Origin of the sequence: Sphingomonas sp. UV9, from assembly GCF_004101245.1 — a bacterium.
Classification (GTDB): domain Bacteria; phylum Pseudomonadota; class Alphaproteobacteria; order Sphingomonadales; family Sphingomonadaceae; genus Sphingomonas.
In genome coordinates, this window is sequence record NZ_SCIN01000001.1 from 841,229 (window position 1) to 860,669 (window position 19,441).

A 19,441-nucleotide genomic window follows, 5' to 3' on the forward strand; every position below is an offset into this window, starting at 1 on the left:
ACGATATGGGGTAGAACGATGACGGTTGGGCGTAAGCTTCTGGTGGGTGCGATCGCGCTGAGCGGCCTGTTCGCCGCCATCCCCGCCCATGCCGATGTGAAGGCCGGCGTCGACGCCTGGGCCAAGGGGGATTACGCGCGCGCCGTCGGCGAGTGGCGGCCGCTCGCGATCGCCGGCGATGCCGATGCGCAGTTCAACCTCGCCCAGGCGTACAAGCTGGGCCGCGGCGTGCCGCTCGATCCCGGCCTTGCCGAAAGCTGGTTCCGCAAGGCGGCGCTCCAGGGGCATCTCCAAGCGGGCGACAATTACGGCCTCGCGCTGTTCCAGGCCGGCAAGAAGACCGACGCGCTGCCGTGGCTCGAAAAGTCGGTGGCGCGCGGCGAACCGCGGACCCAGCTCGTGCTCGGCACGATGCTGTTCAACGGCGACGGCGTGCCGCGCGATTTCCCCCGCGCCTATGCGCTGATGACGCGCGCATCCGCGTCCGGGCTGCAATCCGCCTCGCAGACCTTGGCGCAGATGGACCAGTATATCTCGCCCGCCGATCGCGAGAAGGGCACCGCGCTGGCACAGCAATACGCGCTGCAGATGACGCCCGCAGCGCCGTCGCGCACGACCGTCGGACAGGCCGGCGAGCGCGTGAGCGGTCGGCCCGCCAACCAGGCCGGTGGGCGGGTCGACGTGCCGGCGTCGCTCCCTGCCCGCGACTCCACGCCGACGCGTGAGCCCATGCCCAAGCCGGCAACGCCAAAACCAGCGCCGGTAAAGGCGGTTGCGGCAAAGCCCGTGCCGAAGCCGACACCCAAGCCCGCACCCGTCCCCGCACCCGTCCCAGCAACCGTCAAGGCGACCGGGAAATGGCGTATCCAGCTCGGTGCATTCCGCGATCAGGGCAATGCCGAGACGCAGTGGAGCAAGGTTCGCGGCAGGCTTCGCGGTACGCAGCCCTTTTATACCAAGGCGGGCAGCGTGACGCGGCTCCAGGCCGGCGGCTTTGCCTCGAAGGCCGAGGCGACGCGCGCCTGCTCGGCGGCCGGTGTGCCCTGCGTGATCGTCGCGCCCTGACCGGACAGGCTCAAACGCGACGATACGCATGACGAGGATGTGCGAATGTTCTTCCTGACCCTGGCGCTGGTGTCCGCGTCACCGACTTGCACCGAGGTCAGGCAGCAGTGTCGGGCGTGCCCGACCGGTGGCAGCGTCGAGGGATGCTCGACGGTCGGGATCGCCTGCCAGCCGACGGGTCGTATCTGCGAACCCACCCCTCCGGCGAAACCGGCGACGCTTCCGGCGCGCGGCATCGACCAAAGGTCGCGCTGAACCACCACCTCGTCCTTCGGCGAACGAGGCGCGTGACGCCGCAGGGATCAATTAGCCGGACCGGTCGTTTCGTTTCGACATCGACCGGGAGCTAGATGCATGATTTCGAAGACCTTGGCGCTGGCACTTGCCGGCGCAACGCTGTTGGCCGCGTGTTCCGGCAATCAGCCTGCAACGAATACGACCGACACGATCGTGGAAAACGGCGTGTCGCTTCGCAACCTCGCCGAAACCGACGTGGCCGTGCCCAAACCCGAGCAACTGACCGTCAAGGGCCGGCTGATCCCGACCCCGTCCGACCCGACCTCGCGCCATTTCCTGTTGCGCGAGCGCAAGGCGGTCGGCGGCACGATCATCGCGATCCTGCGCCAGGAACATGAGGGCAAGGTCGCCTATGCGCGGACCGAAACCGATTGCGCCAACCGCCTGTTCCATGTGCTCGGCGTCGGCCCGAACCGCGCGCTGGTCGAGACCAACATCGCGCATGACGGCCCGCTGCGGCCGATCAAGGGCCTGCCGCTGCGCGAGGAACTGGCGACGTATGTCTGTACGGCCAGTGGGACGCCGCTCGCCAAGGGCTGACGCGACCCATTGCATCCTCCCCCGCCAGGGGGAGGTGGCTGGTGCTTGCCAGACGGAGGGGCAGGAAAGGATCACGTCTGGTCCGTGTCCTCCCCTTCCGTCGCCTTCGGCGCCACCTCCCCCTAGCGGGAGAGGATTGCGGTATTAGTCGAGGACCCAATCGCGCTTTGGGATACCCTGTGCGTGTAGAAGCGCGGTCAGGTCGCCGTGATCGATCCGCGCCGCTGCGGCAGCCGCGACGATTGGCTTGGCGTGATACGCCACCCCAAGACCTGCCGCCTCGATCATCGCCAGATCGTTCGCGCCGTCGCCGACCGCGAGCGATTCCTCAACCACGATCCCTCGCTCGGCAATCGCCGCGCGCAACGTCGTCAGCTTGGTGTGCGACCCGACGATCGGCTTTGTCACCGTCCCTGTCAGCACGCCGCCCTCGATCTCCAGCACGTTGGCGATCGCGCGGTCGAAGCCGATCTCCCTGGCAACCGGCTCGGCGAAGCGCGTGAACCCGCCCGACACCAGCACCGCCAGCGCGCCGCGCGACCGCATCGTCCGTACCAGCGCCTTTGCGCCCGGCATGATCGTCACGCGCTCGGCGAGACAGCGCTCGATGTCGCTCTCGGCCAGCCCCTTGAGCAGCGCCACGCGCGCATCCAGCGCCGCCTCGAAATCGAGTTCGCCGCGCATCGCGCGTTCGGTGATCTCGGCGATCTGCGGCTTGATCCCGGCATAGTCGGCGAGTTCGTCGATGCATTCGACCGTGATCATCGTCGAATCCATGTCCGCGACCAGCAGCGTCTTGGTCCGCGTCAGGCTCGACTGCACGACCACGTCGGTGCCGCCGAACGCGCCCTCCAGCGCAGCCCGCGCCGCATCGGGCGCCATGCCGAAGATCAGGTCGGCCGCCTCGCCCTCGTCGATCCAGCCGCTGGCGCCCGGCGCGCAGCTCGCATCGCGCAACCGATCCATCGCGGTCGAAATATCGCCCGCGGTCAGCGTGCCCGAGGCTATAAGCGTTGCCGTGAACATACCCATCTCCCAATCGACGGGCGCTCTCCCGAAGGTCGCGCTCATCGCAGGGCCGACCGCGAGCGGCAAGTCCGCGCTCGCGCTTGCCGTTGCTTCCGCCCACGACGGCGTCGTCATCAACGCCGACTCCGCGCAGGTCTACACCGATCTCCGCATCCTCACCGCCCGGCCGTCGGCGGAGGAAGAGGCCAGCGCCCCGCACCGCCTGTTCGGCCATGTCGACGCCGCCGACGCGACCTATTCCGCCGCGCGCTGGGCCGCCGAGGCGACGCAGGCGATCCGCGACACGCTGGCCGATGCCAGGCTGCCGATCCTGGTGGGCGGCACCGGGCTCTATATCCGCACTTTGCTCGACGGCATTGCACCCGTCCCTGCGATCGACCCGGCACTCCGAGACGAAGTCCGCGCCCTCCCTGTCGCGGACGCGCACGCCGCGCTCGCGCGGCTCGACCCGCCAGCCGCCGCCAAGCTTGCCGCAGCCGACACCACCCGCGTCGCCCGCGCACTCGAAGTCGTCCGCGGCACCGGACGCACGCTTGCAGACTGGCAGACGGAGAAGGTCGGCGGCATCGGCCATACGATCGACGTCCGTGCGCTGATCCTGATCCCCGACCGCGACTGGCTCAGCGCGCGGATCGACCAGCGCTTCGCCGATATGGCCGATACCAGTCGCGACGAAATCGCCGCGCTGCTCGCCCGCACCGACATCCCGCAGGACGCCCCCATACGCCGCGCGATCGGCGTGCCCGAGATCACCGCGCTGGTCCGCGGCGAGACGTCCGAAGCCGACGCGATCGCCGCCGGATCGCTCGCCACGCGGCGCTATGCCAAGCGCCAATATACGTGGCTCAGGCACCAGCCGCCCGGCGATTGGACCCGCACCGACGCCCTCGATCTCCCAACGCGCCTGCAGCAATTTGAAACTATATTGCTAAAATGATGTTTGACACGCATCTTTTATATCGGTAGCCGGCCCCTCCACGAGGCGCTAAAGGCAGCGCTCTCGCAAAGGATGATATGAAATGACCGAGAAGAGTGGAGCCGATATCCTGATCGAGGCGCTGTGCGATCTCGGCGTGGAGGTCGTCTTCGGCTATCCGGGTGGTGCCGTGCTGCCGATCTACGATGCGTTGTTTCGCTCGGGTCGGATCAAGCACATCCTCGTGCGCCACGAACAGGCTGCTACGCATGCCGCCGAGGGTTACGCCCGCTCGACCGGCAAGCCCGGCGTCGTGCTCGTGACGTCGGGCCCCGGCGCGACCAATGCGGTCACCGGCATCACCGACGCGCTGATGGATTCGATCCCGATGGTCGTGATCACCGGCCAGGTGCCGACCGCGCTGATCGGCACCGACGCGTTCCAGGAGGCCGATACCGTCGGCATCACGCGCCATTGCTCGAAGCACAACTACCTCGTGAAGGATCCCGCCCGCCTGGGCGACGTGATCCACGAGGCGTTCCACATCGCCACCTCGGGGCGTCCCGGCCCGGTGGTCGTGGACATCCCCAAGGACGTGCAGGTCGCCACCGCGCGCTACAAGAAGCCGGGGCCGATCCAGCACAAGACCTATCGCCCGCAAGTGAAGGCAGACCAGTCTCAGATCGAGCAGCTCGTCGACATGCTAGCCGCGGCCGAGCGCCCGATCCTCTACACCGGCGGCGGCATCATCAATTCGGGCCCGGCCGCGAGCCAGTTGCTGTGCGAACTCGTCCGCATCACCGGCGCGCCGGTGACGTCGACGCTGATGGGCCTCGGCGCCTATCCCGCGTCGGGTCCGCAGTGGCTCGGCATGCTCGGGATGCACGGCACGTACGAGGCCAACATGGCGATGAACCAGGCCGACCTCGTCGTCGCGCTCGGCTCGCGCTTCGACGACCGCGTGACCGGACGCCTCGATGCGTTCAGCCCGAACTCGCGCAAAGTGCATGTCGACATCGATCGCTCGTCGGTGAACAAGACGGTGCGCGTCGATCTCGGGATCATCGCCGATGTCGGCCATGCGCTCGAGGACATGATTCGAATCTGGAAGAGCCGCCAGCATCCCAAGCCCGACACGACCGACTGGCAGAACCGGATCGCCGAATGGCGGGCGAAGAAGTGTCTCGATTTCCCCGAGACCGACCCGAACGAGATCATGCCGCAGCGCGCGATCCGGGCGCTGTTCGACGCGACGCATGCGCGCTCGCCGATCATCACCACCGAGGTCGGCCAGCACCAGATGTGGGCCGCGCAGCATTTCGGGTTCGAGAAGCCGAACAAGTGGCTGACGTCGGGCGGGCTCGGCACGATGGGTTACGGCCTGCCCGCCGCGATCGGCGCGCAGCTCGGCAACCCGAACGCGCTGGTGATCGACATCGCCGGCGAGGCCTCGATCCAGATGAACATCCAGGAGCTGGCGACGGCCTCGCAATACCGGTTGCCGGTGAAGATCTTCATCCTCAACAACCAGTATATGGGCATGGTCCGCCAGTGGCAGGAGCTCACCTATGAGAGCCGCTATGCCGAGAGTTATTCGGATTCGCTGCCCGATTTCGTGAAGCTCGGCGAGGCCTATGGCTGGAAGGGCATCCTGATCGAGACGCGCGACCAGCTCGACAGCGGGATCGCCGAGATGCTGGCCTATGACGGCCCGGTGATCGTCGACTGCCGCGTGTCGCAGCTGACCAACTGCTTCCCGATGATCCCGAGCGGTGCTGCGCATACCGACATGATCCTGCAGGCGAACGAAGTGTCGGGCACGATGGACGACGAAGCGAAGGCGCTGGTTTGATGCACATTTCCCAGGAAAAGGCCGAGCGGCACACGCTGGCCGTCATCGTCGACAACGAGCCCGGTATCCTCGCCCGGATCGCCGGCCTGTTCACCGCGCGCGGCTATAATATCGAGAGCCTGACGGTCAGCGAGATCACCGCGGACAAATCGGTCAGCCGGATCACCATCGTCACCTCGGCGAGCGCGGCGACGATCGAGCAGATCATCGCGCAGCTCGAACGGCTGGTGCCCGTCCACAAGGTGACCGACCTCACCGCGATGGGCGCGCATGTCGAGCGCGAGCTGGCGTTGGTGAAGGTGCGCGGCACCGGCGACCACCGGATCGAGGCGTTGCGCCTGGCCGACGTCTACCGCGCCCGCGTGGTCGATGCGACGACGTCGAGCTTCGTGTTCGAGGTCACCGGCGGCACCGACAAGATCGACAAGTTCGTCGAACTTATGGGTGAAGTCGGTCTGATCGAAGTCGCCCGAACCGGCATCGTCGCGATCGCCCGCGGCAAAGAGCCGGCGTAAACCTTTACGCTTAAAGAGTTTTGTTCTCCCGCGAAGGGCTTCCCTTCAAAGTAATACTTTGAAGGGCGTCCGAAGGCGGGAGCCCAGCCTTCACCTCCGCCTTCGCGGAGGGACATACCTTATCGAAAGGACCATCCAATGCGTGTCTATTACGATCGCGACGCCGACCTGAACCTGATCACCGACAAGAAGATCGCGATCGTCGGTTACGGCTCGCAGGGCCACGCGCATGCGCAGAACCTCCGCGATTCCGGCGTCAAGGACGTCGCGATCGCACTGCGTGAGGGCTCAGCGACCGCCAAGAAGGCGATCGAGGCCGGCTTCGCGGTCAAGTCTAACGCCGAGGCGGCCGCCTGGGCCGACATCGTCATGATCCTCGCGCCCGACGAGCATCAGGCCGCGATCTACGCGACCGACCTGCACGACAATCTGAAGCAGGGTGCGACGATCGCGTTCGCGCACGGCCTGAACGTGCATTTCGGCCTGATCGAGCCGCGCGCCGATCTCGACGTCATCATGATCGCACCCAAGGGCCCCGGCCACACCGTGCGCAGCGAATATGTGCGCGGCGGTGGCGTCCCCTGCCTGATCGCGATCGACCAGGACAAATCGGGCAACGCGCACGACATCGCGCTCGCCTATGCGTCGGGCGTGGGCGGCGGTCGCTCGGGCATCATCGAGACCAATTTCCGCGAGGAATGCGAGACCGATCTGTTCGGCGAGCAGGCCGTGCTCTGCGGCGGCATAACGCACTTGATCCAGGCCGGGTTCGAGACGCTGACCGAAGCCGGCTACGCGCCCGAAATGGCCTATTTCGAGTGCCTGCACGAGACCAAGCTGATCGTCGATCTGCTGTATGAGGGCGGGATCGCCAACATGCGCTATTCGATCTCGAACACCGCCGAATATGGCGACATCACCACGGGTCCGCGGATCATCACGTCGGAGACCAAGGCCGAGATGAAGCGCGTGCTGGCGGACATCCAGTCGGGCCGGTTCGTGAAGAACTTCATCCTCGACAACCGCGCCGGTCAGCCCGAGCTGAAGGCGGCGCGCAAGCAGGCGCTGGCGCATCCGATCGAGAAGATCGGCAGCGAACTGCGCGGCATGATGCCGTGGATCGGGAAGAACGCGCTGGTCGATAAGGCGAAGAATTAAGGCCGGTATTCGCCGCCTTCCCTACGCCCGTTCGTGCTGAGCGAAGTCGAAGCACCCCGCTTGGGGCAAGCCCTTCGACTGCGCTCAGGGCGAACGGGGGATGTTCGGCCACCGATAAGGGGCGCTGCCCGCCATCCACCCCGGCGAAGGCCGGGGCCCAGTTGGGAAGGCCGGAGTAACGGAACACTGCCTTCAGTCAGCACCGTCCCCCAACTGGGCACCGGCCTCCGCCGTGGTGGTCGTGTTTTGGGTCGAGTACTCGCTCAATAATCGGCGTCCCGTTCCCCCGCGAAGGCGGGGGTCCAGGGTCTCGGGCGGTGATCGTGGTTTAGCTGGGCCCCCGCCTCCGCGGGGGAACACGGCTCCCACCGACCCAAATCCGAAACACAGCGTTGGCATAACGCCGTTTGACGCAACGCAGCCGCTCGGCCAGCATCGCGCATCAAACAGGAGACCCCGCATGCGCCTAGTCCTAGCCACGATCCTCGCGCTCACCGCCGCCCCCGTGCTCGCCCAGACCGCCGCCGTCCCCGGCGCCCCCGTCAAGGCGCGCGTCGCCGCCGGCACCTATGCCGTCGACGCGAACCACACGCAGGTCACGTGGCAGGTCAACCACATGGGCTTCTCGATGCTAGAAGGGCAGTTCGGCGCGTCGGGCGGCAGCATCACGATCGATCCCGCCAAGCCGAACACGACCAAGGTCGAGGTCAACTTCGCGATCGACCAGCTTTCGGTCACCTCGGCACCGTTTACCGGTCATCTGAAGTCGAAGGACTTCTTCGACGCCGCGACCTATCCGACCGCCAAGTTCGTCTCGACCAAGGTCGTCGCGACCGGCGACAAGGCGACCATCACGGGGAACCTCACGCTCAAGGGCGTCACCAAGCCGGTCGTACTGCAGGCGACGTTCGTCGGTGCGGGCGCGAACCCGATGAACAAGAAGCTAAACTTCGGCTTCCGTGCGACGACCTCGATCAAGCGCAGCGACTTCAACATCGGTGCCTATGCCCCGGTCGTGTCCGACAAGGTCGACCTGACGATCAACGCAGCGTTCTCCGCGCAATAAACCGGCCGCCGACCCTATCGCGCTGGACATTTAGCATGTCCGCGCGATAGGGAAGACGCAATGTCTCACGGTCGCCTCCTGCCGCTTCGACTTACGCGCCCTTAGGCGCGCCGATCGTTTGCGTGGTGGCCAGCCCCCGCGCCTCGCGCCTAAGGGCTGACCCGAACGCTCCCGATCACGAGAGACACGAGCCATGCTGCGCGACCCATCGACCAAATACCGACCTTTCCCGCAAATCGACCTGCCCGACCGCCAATGGCCATCGAAGACGATCGTCAAGCCGCCGCGGTGGCTGTCGACCGATCTTCGCGACGGCAACCAGGCGCTGATCGACCCGATGGATGCCGAGAAGAAGACTCGCTTCTTCGACCTGCTCTGCAAGGTTGGGCTGAAGGAGATCGAGGTCGGCTTCCCGAGCGCCGGCGCGACCGAATTCGACTTCATCTCCGGCCTGGTAAAGAACGGCCGCATTCCCGATGACGTGTCGATCCAGGTGCTGACCCAGGCACGCCGAGACCTGATCGAGACGAGCTTTGCCAGCCTCGTCGGCGCGAAGACCGCGATCGTCCATCTCTACAACGCCGTCTCACCCGCCTGGCGCAAGATCGTGTTCGGGATGGATCGCGCGCAGGTGAAGCAGATCGCGATCGACGGCGCCAAGGTGCTGCGCGACGAGGCCGCCAAGCAGCCGAACGTCCGCTGGCAGTTCGAATATTCGCCGGAAACCTTCTCGACCGCCGAACTCGAGTTCAGCCTCGAGGTTTGCGAGGCGGTGATGGACGTCCTGATGCCGACGCCCGAAATTCCGATCATCTTCAACCTGCCCGCCACCGTCGAGTGCGCGACTCCGAACATCTATGCGGACCAGATCGAATGGTTTGGGCGCAACATCCGCAACCGTGACTCGGTGGCGATCTCGCTCCACACGCATAACGACCGCGGCACCGGCGTTGCCGCGGCGGAGCTCGGCATGATGGCGGGTGCGGACCGGGTCGAGGGCTGCCTGCTCGGCAATGGCGAGCGTACCGGCAATTGCGATCTCGTGACCGTCGCGCTCAACATGTACACGCAAGGCGTCGATCCCAAGCTCGACCTGTCAGACATCGACGGCGTCGTGAACACGGTGAACTACTGCACCAACATTCCCGTCCACCCGCGCACGCCCTATGCCGGCGAGCTGGTCTTCACCGCGTTTTCGGGGAGTCATCAGGACGCGATCAAGAAGGGCTTCGCGGCGCAGGAAGCCAAGAACGACACGCTGTGGGAGGTCCCCTATCTCCCGATCGACCCCGCCGACTTGGGCCGCAGCTACGAGGCGGTGATCCGCGTCAACTCGCAGTCGGGCAAGGGCGGCGTCGCCTGGGTGATTGAGCAGGACAAGGGCTTGAAGCTGCCCAAGCGGTTGCAGGCGGATTTCAGCCGTCACGTCCAGGCCTATGCCGACGAGACCAGCCGCGAACTGAACGCGGCCGACATCTGGAGCCTCTTCGAGCGGACCTACATGCCGCAGGCCGCAGACCGCGTCGAGTTGCGCGATTATGAGGAGAGCGGCACCGCGGGCCAGCGCGTCTTCATCGGCCGCGTCGCGATCGACGGTGAAGAGCGGTCGATCTCGGGGCGCGGCAACGGGCTGATCTCGGGCGTGATTGCGGCGATTGCGGAGTCGACCGGACCGGCACTCGACGTGGTCGATTACAACGAGCACGCGATCGGGCACGGGGCGGATGCGCAGGCCGCGGCGTATGTCGAATGCCGCACGGCCGAGGGTAAGACCGTGTTCGGCGTCGGCATGGACACCGACATCGCCACCGCTTCGGTGCGCGCTGTGCTGTCGGCAGCAAACCGGGCCTAGGTGACCTTCTCCCTCTCTCCTCCGGGGAGAGGGAGCTTGCTTCACCGCTCTCGGACGATCTCACACCCTACACGAGCGTCCGGGTACACGTCGGCCTTTACCGTCCGCACCTTCACCCGCCGCACCCGGGCATCCCCGAAACACAGCGCAGCGATCGCCTCACAGAGCGTCTCCTGCAACGCGATCGGCCGCGCCGCGACCATCTCCAGGATGCCGGTCCGCACGAAATCATAATCGAGCACCTCCTCGATCGCGTCGTCGCGAAGCGCCGCCGGATACCCCACAGTCATCTCGACCGACACGACCACGCGCTGCGGCGCCACTTCGTGCGGGTGGATGCCAAGCCGCATCATAACCTCGAAGTCGTCGAGGATCGTCGTGAATTCAGCCATTGCGTCCCCCATGGTCGCGGTCGAACATCACGTCGCCGTCGCGCTTCAGGAACCGCTGCCCGCAATCGACGAAGACATTCTGGCCGGTCACGCCCCTCGCGCTCAGCAGCCACGCCACCGCGTCCGCGACAGCCTCCGCACCGACTGGCCGCCGCAACAGATTGTCGCTCGCTACCGCCGCGAACTCCGCGTCGGTCTGGTCGCCGCTCGGCAAGGTCAGCCCCGGCGACACCGCGTTCACCGCGATCCGCGGGCCCAGCGCCTGCGCCAGCATCGTCGTCGCCCCCTCGAGCGCTATCTTCCCGCAGCTATACGAGAAGAAATCGGGGTTTAGGTTCGCCACCTTCTGGTCGAGCACACTGACCACCATACCGTCCGCGACGTCGTCCTGCGACGCCAGCGCGGAGGCCAGCAGCACCGGCGCGCCGCAATTGATCGCGCCGAGCTCCGCAAACAGCTTCGGATCGACACTTGGCGGCCGGTCGAACTCGAACCGCGACGCGCAGTTCACTAGTCCGTCGATCGGGCCGCCGATCGCCGTGCGCGCCGCCGCGAACAGATCGCCGATCGCGCCTAGATCGCTCAGGTCTCCCTCCACCGCCACGGCACGCCCGCCCTTGTCGACGATCTCCGCCACCAACGCGGCCGCCTCGTCCGGCGAATGCCCTTGGTGCACCACGACAGCGTGACCGTCCGCCGCCAGCCGCCGTACGATTGCCGCGCCCAGCCGCTTCGCTCCGCCGGTAACCAGCACCGTCCGCATCAGGCGCGCTGTCCCATCAAGGCCAGCACTTCCTTGCGGCTGCGTTCGTCGTCGCGGAACACACCCATCATCCGGCTGGTGACCATCGTCACCCCCGGCGTCCTGACACCGCGCGCGGCCATGCACGCATGGCTCGCCTCGATGACCACCGCGACGCCCTGCGGCTTGAGGTTTTCCCAGATGCAATCGGCCACCTCGGCGGTCAGTCGCTCCTGCACCTGCAAGCGCCGCGCAAAGCCGTGCAGCACCCGCGCCAGCTTCGAAATGCCGACGACATGGTTGCGCGGCAGGTAGGCGATGTGCGCCTTGCCGATGATCGGCGCCATGTGATGCTCGCAGTGGGACTGGAACGGGATGTCCTTCAGCAGCACGATCTCGTCATAGCCGCCGACCTCCTCGAACACGCGATCGAGGTGCTTGGCCGGATCGTCGCCATAGCCCGCGCAATATTCCTTCCACGCACGTGCAACACGGCGCGGCGTATCGAGCAGCCCTTCACGGGTCGGATCGTCGCCTGCCCAGCGGATCAGCGTACGGATCGCCGACGCTACGTCTTCGGGCACAATCAGCTTGCCGTCGGGCCCCAGTACATCTTCGGTTACCGCGTGCCCCGCGGGCCCACTCAGTTCATCCCGCATCGCAACACCCTTTATCAGCATACCCAAACATCAGAACATGGGTCCTCTTTTGCAACTGTTTCATTTCGGCCACTTGCCATAAATCCCCGTTTTCCGGGCAAGAAAAAGCGTTGACGATTGATTTTTTTAATCGTTACTTCGCCATACCTGAAAAACTAAATCGTGAATCGGCAAAGACCGGCACGATCGGGGAGAGGACTGCCATGGCTAAGTTCGAATTGCTCGCCGCATCGGCGATGATACTCCTGTCGATTGCGCCGGCAATGGCGCAGACCGCCACCACGACATCGGCTGAAAACACCGCACCCACTAATGGACCCGGCCAGGAGGCCCCGTCGAGCCAGACGACCCAGGACGTCTCCACCGCTGCTACGATTGACCCCTATGCGGCGCAGGATATCGTGATTACCGCGCAACGCCAATCGCAGCGTCTGCAGGATGTTCCGATTGCTGTGAGCGCTTTTACCGCTGACAACCTCGCCAAGCAGCAGATCGTCAATCCGAGCGCGCTTCAGCAGACGCTGCCCAACATCACCTTCACCAAGACCAACTTCACCACGTCGAGCTTCACGATCCGCGGGATCGGCGATCTGTGCACCGGCGCGACCTGCGATACCGCGACCGGCATCCACGTCAACGACATGCCGCTGGTGACGACGCGGCTGTTCGAAAGCGAGTTCTTCGACCTCGAACGGATCGAGGTCCTTCGCGGGCCGCAGGGCACGCTGTTCGGCCGCAACGCGACCTCGGGCGTGGTCAACTTCATCTCCGCCAAACCCGATCTTTCCGCGGTGCATGCGGCCGCCGAGTTCGAATATGGCAATTACGATTCGAAGCGCGTGAAGGCCATGTTCAACCTGCCCTTCACCGACACGCTCGGCATCCGCGTCGCTGGTACCTATCTCAACCGCGACGGCTATACCAAGAACCTGTACGACGGCCGCGACATCGACGGGCGCGACCTGTATTCGGTCCGCGGCACGCTGTCGTGGGAGCCAACCAGCGATACCCGGATCGACCTGATCGGCTCGTACTTCCGCGAGAAGGACGATCGCTCGCGGTTGCAGAAACAGCTGTGCCACCGCGATCCGACCGGCATCCTCGGCTGCCTACCCGACCGGCTCGCCAACGAGACCGCAAACGGCAATTCGACGCTCGCGGCGGTGCTCAGCTCGAGCGAGTTCTTCGCGGTCAACAATCCCGCGCTGGGGCGCTTCGGCCTGCAGAGCCTGTACGGCCAGGACACCTATGTCGGCGTGGTCAACCCGCGCGACGTGCGGACCGTGTCGCTTGACTACAGCCCGACCTATTTCGCCGAGGAAGAGCAATATACCGCCAAGATCTTCCATGATTTCGGACCGGTCAGCCTGAACTTCACCGGCGGCTATACGCGCAACGTCGTCGACAGCGGCACCGACTACAACCTCGCGGTCGAGAACCCGCTGACCAACAATGTCGGGCTCGCCACTCTGAACGCACTCGCTCGCCCCGGATCGCCGTTCGCGTTCCTGAACGGCGTGCGGCAGGCGCTGATCCCGAACGGTCCGGCCGGCGGCGCGTGCCAGTCCGCCGCCGAGCCGAACAATGTCGGCGTCTATGGCGGCAATTCGGTCGGCTGCTTTGCGCAGAGCCTCGACTTCGATCGGTCGCGGCAGAATAGCCGCCAATATTCCGCCGAAGCGCACCTCGACAGCAATTTCGACGGGATGTTCAACTTCCTGCTCGGCGGCATCTATGTCGACAGCAAATCGACCAATACCGATTATTTCGTCAACGCGTTCGGGCTCGACTACGCGTCCGGCGTCCTCGGTTCGGCTAACGCGGCGGGAGCCGGCCTGCCCGCGGGCAACGGCTATTTCCTGTCGACGCCCTTCTATCGCAACAGCGACGTCGAGTTCCGCCTGAAATCCTACGGCATCTTCGGCGAGACGTATTTCAAGTTCACCGACAAGCTTAAGCTGACCGTCGGCCTGCGCTACAACCATGACGAGAAAACCGACCAGGCGCGCAACCTCGCGCTCAACGTGCTGACCCCGATCGGTGCCACCGCGATCGAGCAGGGCCTCAATTACGGCGTTGTCGATTTCGACCCGAACCTGCCCGGGCGCCAGGAGTTCGCCAATGCGCAGGTCAGCTTCTCGCGACTGACCGGCCGCGCGGTGATCGACTACCGGATCACCGAGAACAACCTGCTCTACGCCTCCTATTCGCGCGGGTATAAATCGGGGGGCATCAACCCGCCGCTACTGCCGCAGTTCAGCGTGAGCAGCACGTTCGATCCCGAGCAGGTCAATGCCTACGAAATCGGCTCGAAGAACACGTTCGGCGGCGGCCGACTGCGGCTGAACCTCACCGGCTTCTTCTACCAGTACAAAAACCTCCAGCTGAGCCGGATCGTCGCGCGCACCTCGGTCAACGACAATGTCGACGCCGATATCTATGGCGTCGAGGCGGAGGCGATCATGAGCCCGATCCCGGCGTTCGTGGTCAACATGAACGCGAGCTACCTCCATTCGAAGGTGTCGAGCGACAAGTTCCTGGTGAACCCGCGCGACGTGTCGGGCGGCCGTGCGGACGCGGTGATCATCAAGGACATCACCAACGCGTCGAACTGCGTCGTCGTGCCCAACGTCGCGGGCAATGCGGCATTGTCGAACGGCTATGTCGCGCTGGTCAATCGCGCGATCGGCCTGCGCGCGCCGACCGCGATCCCGACGATCGCGGCAACCGGTGCGTTCGGGATCTGCTCCGCGCTGGGGGCCAACGCCGCGCTCAGCGGCGTGTCGGTGCTCGACGGCGTGACCACCAACATCCGCGGCAACCGCCTGCCCCAGGCGCCGACCTACAAATGGTCGGTCGGTGCGCAGTACACGATCGACTTCGCCAACGGCATGACGCTCGTCCCCCGCGCCGATCTCAACTACACCGGCGGGCTGTCGGGCAGCATCTTCAACACCCAGATCGACCGGATCCAGGGGTATGAGGTCGTCAACATGCAGGTCCAGCTCAACGCCCGCGAGGACCGCTTCTACGTCCGCGCGTTCGTGCAGAACTTGACGAACAACGACGCGACGACCGGGCAATATGTGACCGACCAGTCGGCGGGGCTGTTCACCAACATCTTCACGATCGATCCGCGCCGGTACGGAATCGCGGCGGGGTTCAAGTTCTGAAGGGAAGACTGTCGCGCGATCATGCCGTTGGCGGGATCGCGCGCGGGTATGACGTAGTTCGCTAGCGGGGCAAGCGTCGGTCGCTACACGGTGAGATCCCAGCGTTCGCTGGGATGACGGGCGGGAGTTGGGCGTGCAGGCGGCTCGCCCCCTCCCCGTCACCCCAGCGAAAGCTGTGGTCTCCCGCTTGGGAAAACCCGTCCGCCACCTGGCGGACAGAGGCCTACCCCAGCCGTTCCGCATGCCACGCGACATGATCGGCCATGAAGGTCGAGATGAAATTGTAGCTGTGGTCGTACCCCGGCTGGATCCGCAGCGTCAGGTCGATCCCCGCCGCCTCGCAAGCCTTGGCCAGCAATTCCGGCTTCAGCTGCTCGACCAGAAAGCCATCCGCATCGCCCTGATCGACCAGCAGCGCCGCCACCCGCGCGCCGTCCTCGATCAGCGCGCACGCATCATAGGCGCGCCACGCCATCCGGTCGGGCCCGAGATACCCGCTCAGCGCCTTCTCGCCCCACGGGCACTGCAGCGGCGAGACGATGGGCGAGAACGCCGACACGCTCCTGAACCGATCCGGGTTACGCAACCCGATCGTCAGCGCACCGTGGCCGCCCATCGAATGCCCCATGATCCCCTGCCGGGCCATGTCCGCCATCGGAAACTGCGCTGCGATCACTGCGGGCAGTTCATCCTCGACATAGGACCGCATCCGGAAATTCTTCGCCCAGGGTTCTTCGGTCGCATCGACGTAGAACCCCGCACCCTTGCCGAAATCATACGCCTCGTCGTCGGGCACATCGTCGCCCCGCGGCGACGTATCCGGCGCCACCAGGATCACACCGAGATCGGCACAGGCCCGCCGATACTCGCCCTTGTCCATGACGTTGGCATGCGTGCAGGTCAGCCCGGCCAGGAACCACAATACCGGCAGCCGCGCACCCTCGTCGTGCGGCGGGACATAGACGGCGAAGGTCATGTCGGTGCCGGTCGCGGTCGAGGCGTGACGGTACACGCCCTGGATGCCGCCATACGCCTTGCTGGTGGAAACGGTCTCCATCACGCGACCCGGTGCAGCGCGCAAATCTTGTTGCCCGACGGATCGCGCAGATAGGCGAGGTACAGCTTTCGCCCGCCCGTCGCGTTGCGCACGCCGGGCGGATCCTCGCAAGCCGTCCCGCCGTTCGCGAGACCGGCGGCGTGCCACGCATCGGCAACCTCGGCCGACGCGGCGGCAAAGCCCAGCGTGGTGCCGTTGCCGTGGCTGGCCGGCTGACCGTCGATCGGCTTGGTCAGCAGGAAGCGGCCGCCGTCATGGGCGTAGATCACCCGCCCCCACTCGTCGGCGACACCCGCGGGCACGCCGAGCGCGCCGAGCGCCGCGTCGTAGAACGCCTTCGAGGCATCGATATCGTCGGCGCCGATCATCACATGGCTGAACATTATCCGCTCCTCAGTAGATCACGACGGAGCGGATGCTCTCGCCGGCGTGCATCAGGTCGAAGCCCTTGTTGATCTCGTCGAGCGTCAGGCGATGCGTGATCATCGGGTCGATCTGGATCATGCCGTTCATGTACCAGTCGACGATCTTCGGCGTATCGGTGCGCCCGCGCGCGCCGCCGAACGCGGTGCCGCGCCAGTTGCGCCCGGTGACCAGCTGGAACGGCCGCGTCGAGATTTCCTTGCCCGCCTCGGCCACGCCGATCACGATCGAGGTGCCCCAGCCGCGATGGCACGCCTCGAGCGCCTGGCGCATGACTGTGGTGTTGCCGGTCGCGTCGAAGGTGAAGTCGGCGCCACCGTCGGTGAGCGCGACGATGTGGGGGACGATGTCGCCCACTTCCTTTGGATTGGCGAAATGCGTCATGCCGAAGCGACGGCCCCAGTCCTCGCGGTCGGGGTTGATGTCGACACCGACGATCATGCCGGCGCCCGCGAGCTTGGCGCCCTGGATCACGTTCAGCCCGATCCCGCCGAGCCCGAACACGACGACGGTGTCGCCCGGCTGGACCTTGGCGGTGTGCACGACCGCGCCGACCCCCGTCGTCACGCCGCACCCGATATAGCAGCTGGTGTCGAACGGCGCGTCGGTGCGGATCTTGGCGACCGCGATCTCGGGCAACACCGTGAAGTTGGAGAAGGTCGAGCAGCCCATGTAATGGAAGATCGGCTGGCCCTTGTAGCTGAACCGCGTCGTCCCGTCGGGCATCAGCCCCTTGCCCTGCGTCGCGCGGATCGCGGTGCACAGGTTGGTCTTGCCGCTGAGGCACGACTTACACTGGCGGCATTCGGGCGTGTAGAGCGGGATGACGTGATCGCCGACCGCGACGCTGGTCACGCCCGCGCCCACTTCGCGGACGATGCCGGCGCCTTCATGGCCCAGCACGCTCGGAAACAACCCTTCCGAATCAAGGCCGTCGAGCGTGTAGGCATCGGTGTGGCAGATGCCGGTCGCCATGATTTCGACCAGGACTTCGCCGAATTTCGGCCCCTCCAGGTCGAGTTCGACGATCTCGAGCGGTTTTTTTGCCTCGAACGCAACGGCGGCGCGGGTCTTCATCGATCGGTCTCCTTGATTGCCGCCCTGATGCCCCGACGGCCTCGGCTCTGCAACCCGCGGGGCATGCAACCAAACCCTGCGTCCCGCGCTTGATCCTTGCAAATCAAGGAGATGGCGCGATGAAGGATCCGAAGAAGGGCGACGAGGTTACCTGGAACTCGCCCGGCGGCGAGGCGCACGGCACGGTCGAAAAGAAGCAGACCACCGATACGAAGATCAAGGGACACACGGTGAAAGCCTCCAAGGAGGAGCCGCAGTTCATCGTAAGGAGTGACAAGGGCGGCAAGGCAGCGCACAAGGCGGACGCGCTCTCCAAGGCGTGACCACGCGCGCAGTGCCTAACGCACGCACGCAACAGGAAGGAATGCTTATGGCTACAGCTCCCAAGACCGGCGGCATCCACGCCCCCGTCCAGCCCTCTCCCGAGCTGGGCGCGATCGTCGGCAACGACAAGCTGCCGCGCAGCGAAGTGATCAGCAAGGTGTGGGTCTATATCAAGGCCAACAACCTCCAGAACCCCGAGAACAAGCGCGAGATTCTGGCTGACGAGAAGCTGAAGAAGGTCTTCGGGCGTGACAAGTGCACGATGTTCGAGATGAACAAGTACATCTCGCAGCACGTCAAGGCGTAACCGCCGGCACTGCACGGCAAGCGGCGACGGGGCATCCTAAGCGATACCCGTCGCCCTTGATCGCACCAGGATGTGGCCGTTCGCAAGGCCGATCGTCCATCCCCCATTTCATACCTGCACCAACACCACGCACGGCACCCAAGGCGCAAGCGCACGGCTTGATCGTCATTCCGGCCCGTCGTATTGCGCAGACAGATGCCCCCGTAGCTCAGCCGGATAGAGCGACGGTTTCCTAAACCGTAGGCCGCGTGTTCAAATCTCGCCGGGGGCACCAACCTTGTAGATGACGTATCGGCTTTTCGGCACAGCCCCTCCGTCGTCCGAGTAACAAACCGGGCATTACGACGATGAGCGAGCCATCCCGTTGTTTTGATCGACCCACTGAATTTAGAAACCCTGTTATGACGGATACGGAACAACATCGCGGCAGGGTGGTTTCTGGGTTCTCATACAGGGAGAGTAAAAATGGCTGATTACCGCACTGGCGAGCCGATCCGTGAAAAAAGTGGCGCAGGCAAGACGATTGTAATCGTTTTGGTTGTTATCGCTGCGATCGTTGGCGTTCTCTTCGCTACAGGTTTCTGGAGCGCGGATGTGAAGGAAGGGGCACTTCCGCAGGTCTCTGTTAAGGGCGGCGACATGCCAAACGTCGATCTTGATTCGAAGGAAGTCGTCGTGGGCACCACGAAGACCGAGGTCGAAGTTCCCAAGGTCAAGACCGAGACCGAAACCGTTGATGTGCCGACGGTCGGCGTCAAGGATAACGGCGAAAAGTAAAACGTCCCCAATCGTTTGAAAGGCCCCCTCCGAAAGGTGGGGGCCTTTTTCGTTTTTAGATCCTGTCCCCGCAATCGTTTCCAGTGCCGTTCCCCGCGCCCGCCACACCCAGTGTCGATGTTGGTTTCATGCTTGGCTGAGTCGCCTAGCGGTCAGACGGTCGGACAAGCCCTCGCCTGATCGAGAAAGAACAGGGATCAAGCGCTCTTCACCTTCGCCC

19 protein-coding genes and 1 tRNA gene are annotated in these 19,441 nt (G+C 65.1%); 13 read left to right on the plus strand and 7 right to left on the minus strand.

Features of this window, described 5'->3' with window-relative positions:
* Positions 1-18 precede the first annotated feature (18 nt).
* Both EQZ23_RS03555 and EQZ23_RS03560 read left to right on the plus strand, forming a co-directional pair.
* Positions 19-1,065, plus strand: a complete 1,047-nt coding sequence (locus EQZ23_RS03555; RefSeq protein WP_128453055.1) for an SPOR domain-containing protein — start codon at positions 19-21, stop codon at positions 1,063-1,065.
* A gap of 354 nt (positions 1,066-1,419) precedes the next feature.
* Positions 1,420-1,902 carry a hypothetical protein gene (locus tag EQZ23_RS03560; RefSeq protein WP_128453056.1) on the plus strand — a complete coding sequence of 161 codons (483 nt, stop codon included), beginning with the start codon at positions 1,420-1,422 and terminating at the stop codon, positions 1,900-1,902.
* Positions 1,903-2,046: 144 nt separating this feature from the next.
* On the opposite strand, the gene serB is transcribed toward EQZ23_RS03560, so the two are convergent.
* Positions 2,047-2,928 (minus strand): phosphoserine phosphatase SerB, encoded by an 882-nt coding sequence (gene serB / locus EQZ23_RS03565; RefSeq protein WP_128453057.1) that lies wholly within the window; start codon positions 2,926-2,928, stop codon positions 2,047-2,049.
* Between serB and miaA the strand changes: the two genes are divergently transcribed.
* From miaA to leuA, 6 genes are all read left to right on the plus strand, one after another.
* Positions 2,921-3,868, plus strand: coding sequence for a tRNA (adenosine(37)-N6)-dimethylallyltransferase MiaA (gene miaA, locus EQZ23_RS03570; protein WP_164913370.1), 948 nt, complete (start codon positions 2,921-2,923; stop codon positions 3,866-3,868). The genes serB and miaA overlap by 8 nt on opposite strands.
* A gap of 82 nt (positions 3,869-3,950) precedes the next feature.
* Positions 3,951-5,699 carry an acetolactate synthase 3 large subunit gene (locus EQZ23_RS03575; RefSeq protein WP_128453058.1) on the plus strand — a complete coding sequence of 583 codons (1,749 nt, stop codon included), beginning with the start codon at positions 3,951-3,953 and terminating at the stop codon, positions 5,697-5,699.
* Complete coding sequence (gene ilvN, locus EQZ23_RS03580) at positions 5,699-6,214, plus strand: acetolactate synthase small subunit (protein ID WP_128453059.1); 516 nt, start codon at positions 5,699-5,701, stop codon at positions 6,212-6,214. The genes EQZ23_RS03575 and ilvN overlap by 1 nt, the downstream gene beginning before the upstream one ends.
* A gap of 138 nt (positions 6,215-6,352) precedes the next feature.
* Positions 6,353-7,372 carry a ketol-acid reductoisomerase gene (ilvC, locus tag EQZ23_RS03585; RefSeq protein ID WP_055872745.1) on the plus strand — a complete coding sequence of 340 codons (1,020 nt, stop codon included), beginning with the start codon at positions 6,353-6,355 and terminating at the stop codon, positions 7,370-7,372.
* A gap of 460 nt (positions 7,373-7,832) precedes the next feature.
* A complete protein-coding gene (locus EQZ23_RS03590; RefSeq protein ID WP_128453060.1) occupies positions 7,833-8,438 on the plus strand; it encodes a YceI family protein in 606 nt (201 codons plus the stop codon).
* A gap of 193 nt (positions 8,439-8,631) precedes the next feature.
* A complete protein-coding gene (leuA, locus tag EQZ23_RS03595; RefSeq protein ID WP_128453061.1) occupies positions 8,632-10,290 on the plus strand; it encodes a 2-isopropylmalate synthase in 1,659 nt (552 codons plus the stop codon).
* 41 nt (positions 10,291-10,331) lie between these two features.
* Here leuA and EQZ23_RS03600 read toward each other — a convergent pair whose 3' ends face one another.
* From EQZ23_RS03600 to folE, 3 genes are read right to left on the minus strand one after another with little or no spacing between them, the layout of a single operon-like run.
* Positions 10,332-10,682 (minus strand): dihydroneopterin aldolase, encoded by a 351-nt coding sequence (locus EQZ23_RS03600; RefSeq protein ID WP_128453062.1) that lies wholly within the window; start codon positions 10,680-10,682, stop codon positions 10,332-10,334.
* Positions 10,675-11,445 carry an SDR family oxidoreductase gene (locus tag EQZ23_RS03605; RefSeq protein WP_128453063.1) on the minus strand — a complete coding sequence of 257 codons (771 nt, stop codon included), beginning with the start codon at positions 11,443-11,445 and terminating at the stop codon, positions 10,675-10,677. The genes EQZ23_RS03600 and EQZ23_RS03605 overlap by 8 nt, the downstream gene beginning before the upstream one ends.
* Entirely contained in the window at positions 11,445-12,083 is a 639-nt protein-coding gene (gene folE, locus EQZ23_RS03610) for a GTP cyclohydrolase I FolE (RefSeq protein ID WP_240663179.1), read from the minus strand. The genes EQZ23_RS03605 and folE overlap by 1 nt, the downstream gene beginning before the upstream one ends.
* Before the next feature lie 203 nt (positions 12,084-12,286).
* Between folE and EQZ23_RS03615 the strand changes: the two genes are divergently transcribed.
* On the plus strand, positions 12,287-15,256 hold the full coding sequence (locus EQZ23_RS03615; protein WP_128453064.1) for a TonB-dependent receptor: 2,970 nt from the start codon (positions 12,287-12,289) through the stop codon (positions 15,254-15,256).
* Between the two features lie 223 nt (positions 15,257-15,479).
* Here EQZ23_RS03615 and fghA read toward each other — a convergent pair whose 3' ends face one another.
* The 3 genes from fghA to EQZ23_RS03630 are packed head-to-tail and all read right to left on the minus strand — an operon-like array spanning position 15,480 to position 17,813.
* Entirely contained in the window at positions 15,480-16,313 is an 834-nt protein-coding gene (fghA, locus tag EQZ23_RS03620; RefSeq protein ID WP_128453065.1) for an S-formylglutathione hydrolase, read from the minus strand.
* Positions 16,313-16,696, minus strand: coding sequence for a VOC family protein (locus EQZ23_RS03625; protein ID WP_128453066.1), 384 nt, complete (start codon positions 16,694-16,696; stop codon positions 16,313-16,315). The genes fghA and EQZ23_RS03625 overlap by 1 nt, the downstream gene beginning before the upstream one ends.
* A gap of 10 nt (positions 16,697-16,706) precedes the next feature.
* Positions 16,707-17,813 (minus strand): S-(hydroxymethyl)glutathione dehydrogenase/class III alcohol dehydrogenase, encoded by a 1,107-nt coding sequence (locus tag EQZ23_RS03630; protein ID WP_128453067.1) that lies wholly within the window; start codon positions 17,811-17,813, stop codon positions 16,707-16,709.
* 119 nt (positions 17,814-17,932) lie between these two features.
* On the opposite strand from EQZ23_RS03630, the gene EQZ23_RS03635 reads away from it, so the two are divergent.
* The 4 genes from EQZ23_RS03635 (at position 17,933) to EQZ23_RS03650 (ending at position 19,221) form a co-directional block, all read left to right on the plus strand.
* Entirely contained in the window at positions 17,933-18,136 is a 204-nt protein-coding gene (locus EQZ23_RS03635; protein WP_128453068.1) for a DUF2945 domain-containing protein, read from the plus strand.
* Between the two features lie 47 nt (positions 18,137-18,183).
* Complete coding sequence (locus EQZ23_RS03640) at positions 18,184-18,444, plus strand: SWIB/MDM2 domain-containing protein (RefSeq protein WP_128453069.1); 261 nt, start codon at positions 18,184-18,186, stop codon at positions 18,442-18,444.
* A gap of 197 nt (positions 18,445-18,641) precedes the next feature.
* Positions 18,642-18,718, plus strand: a tRNA-Arg gene (locus EQZ23_RS03645).
* A gap of 191 nt (positions 18,719-18,909) precedes the next feature.
* Positions 18,910-19,221 (plus strand): hypothetical protein, encoded by a 312-nt coding sequence (locus tag EQZ23_RS03650; RefSeq protein WP_128453070.1) that lies wholly within the window; start codon positions 18,910-18,912, stop codon positions 19,219-19,221.
* The last annotated feature ends 220 nt before the right edge of the window (positions 19,222-19,441 follow it).

Coding starts and splice junctions, on each gene's coding strand:
- EQZ23_RS03650 (WP_128453070.1), top strand. CDS start 18,910: ATGGCTGATTACCGCACTGGCGAGCCGATCCGTGAAAAAAGTGGCGCA.
- EQZ23_RS03575 (WP_128453058.1), top strand. CDS start 3,951: ATGACCGAGAAGAGTGGAGCCGATATCCTGATCGAGGCGCTGTGCGAT.
- EQZ23_RS03625 (WP_128453066.1), bottom strand. CDS start 16,696: ATGTTCAGCCATGTGATGATCGGCGCCGACGATATCGATGCCTCGAAG.
- EQZ23_RS03635 (WP_128453068.1), top strand. CDS start 17,933: ATGAAGGATCCGAAGAAGGGCGACGAGGTTACCTGGAACTCGCCCGGC.
- ilvN (WP_128453059.1), top strand. CDS start 5,699: ATGCACATTTCCCAGGAAAAGGCCGAGCGGCACACGCTGGCCGTCATC.
- EQZ23_RS03615 (WP_128453064.1), top strand. CDS start 12,287: ATGGCTAAGTTCGAATTGCTCGCCGCATCGGCGATGATACTCCTGTCG.
- EQZ23_RS03605 (WP_128453063.1), bottom strand. CDS start 11,445: ATGCGGACGGTGCTGGTTACCGGCGGAGCGAAGCGGCTGGGCGCGGCA.
- ilvC (WP_055872745.1), top strand. CDS start 6,353: ATGCGTGTCTATTACGATCGCGACGCCGACCTGAACCTGATCACCGAC.
- EQZ23_RS03630 (WP_128453067.1), bottom strand. CDS start 17,813: ATGAAGACCCGCGCCGCCGTTGCGTTCGAGGCAAAAAAACCGCTCGAG.
- serB (WP_128453057.1), bottom strand. CDS start 2,928: ATGTTCACGGCAACGCTTATAGCCTCGGGCACGCTGACCGCGGGCGAT.
- EQZ23_RS03555 (WP_128453055.1), top strand. CDS start 19: ATGACGGTTGGGCGTAAGCTTCTGGTGGGTGCGATCGCGCTGAGCGGC.
- leuA (WP_128453061.1), top strand. CDS start 8,632: ATGCTGCGCGACCCATCGACCAAATACCGACCTTTCCCGCAAATCGAC.
- EQZ23_RS03640 (WP_128453069.1), top strand. CDS start 18,184: ATGGCTACAGCTCCCAAGACCGGCGGCATCCACGCCCCCGTCCAGCCC.
- EQZ23_RS03590 (WP_128453060.1), top strand. CDS start 7,833: ATGCGCCTAGTCCTAGCCACGATCCTCGCGCTCACCGCCGCCCCCGTG.
- EQZ23_RS03560 (WP_128453056.1), top strand. CDS start 1,420: ATGATTTCGAAGACCTTGGCGCTGGCACTTGCCGGCGCAACGCTGTTG.
- fghA (WP_128453065.1), bottom strand. CDS start 16,313: ATGGAGACCGTTTCCACCAGCAAGGCGTATGGCGGCATCCAGGGCGTG.
- EQZ23_RS03600 (WP_128453062.1), bottom strand. CDS start 10,682: ATGGCTGAATTCACGACGATCCTCGACGACTTCGAGGTTATGATGCGG.
- folE (WP_240663179.1), bottom strand. CDS start 12,083: ATGCGGGATGAACTGAGTGGGCCCGCGGGGCACGCGGTAACCGAAGAT.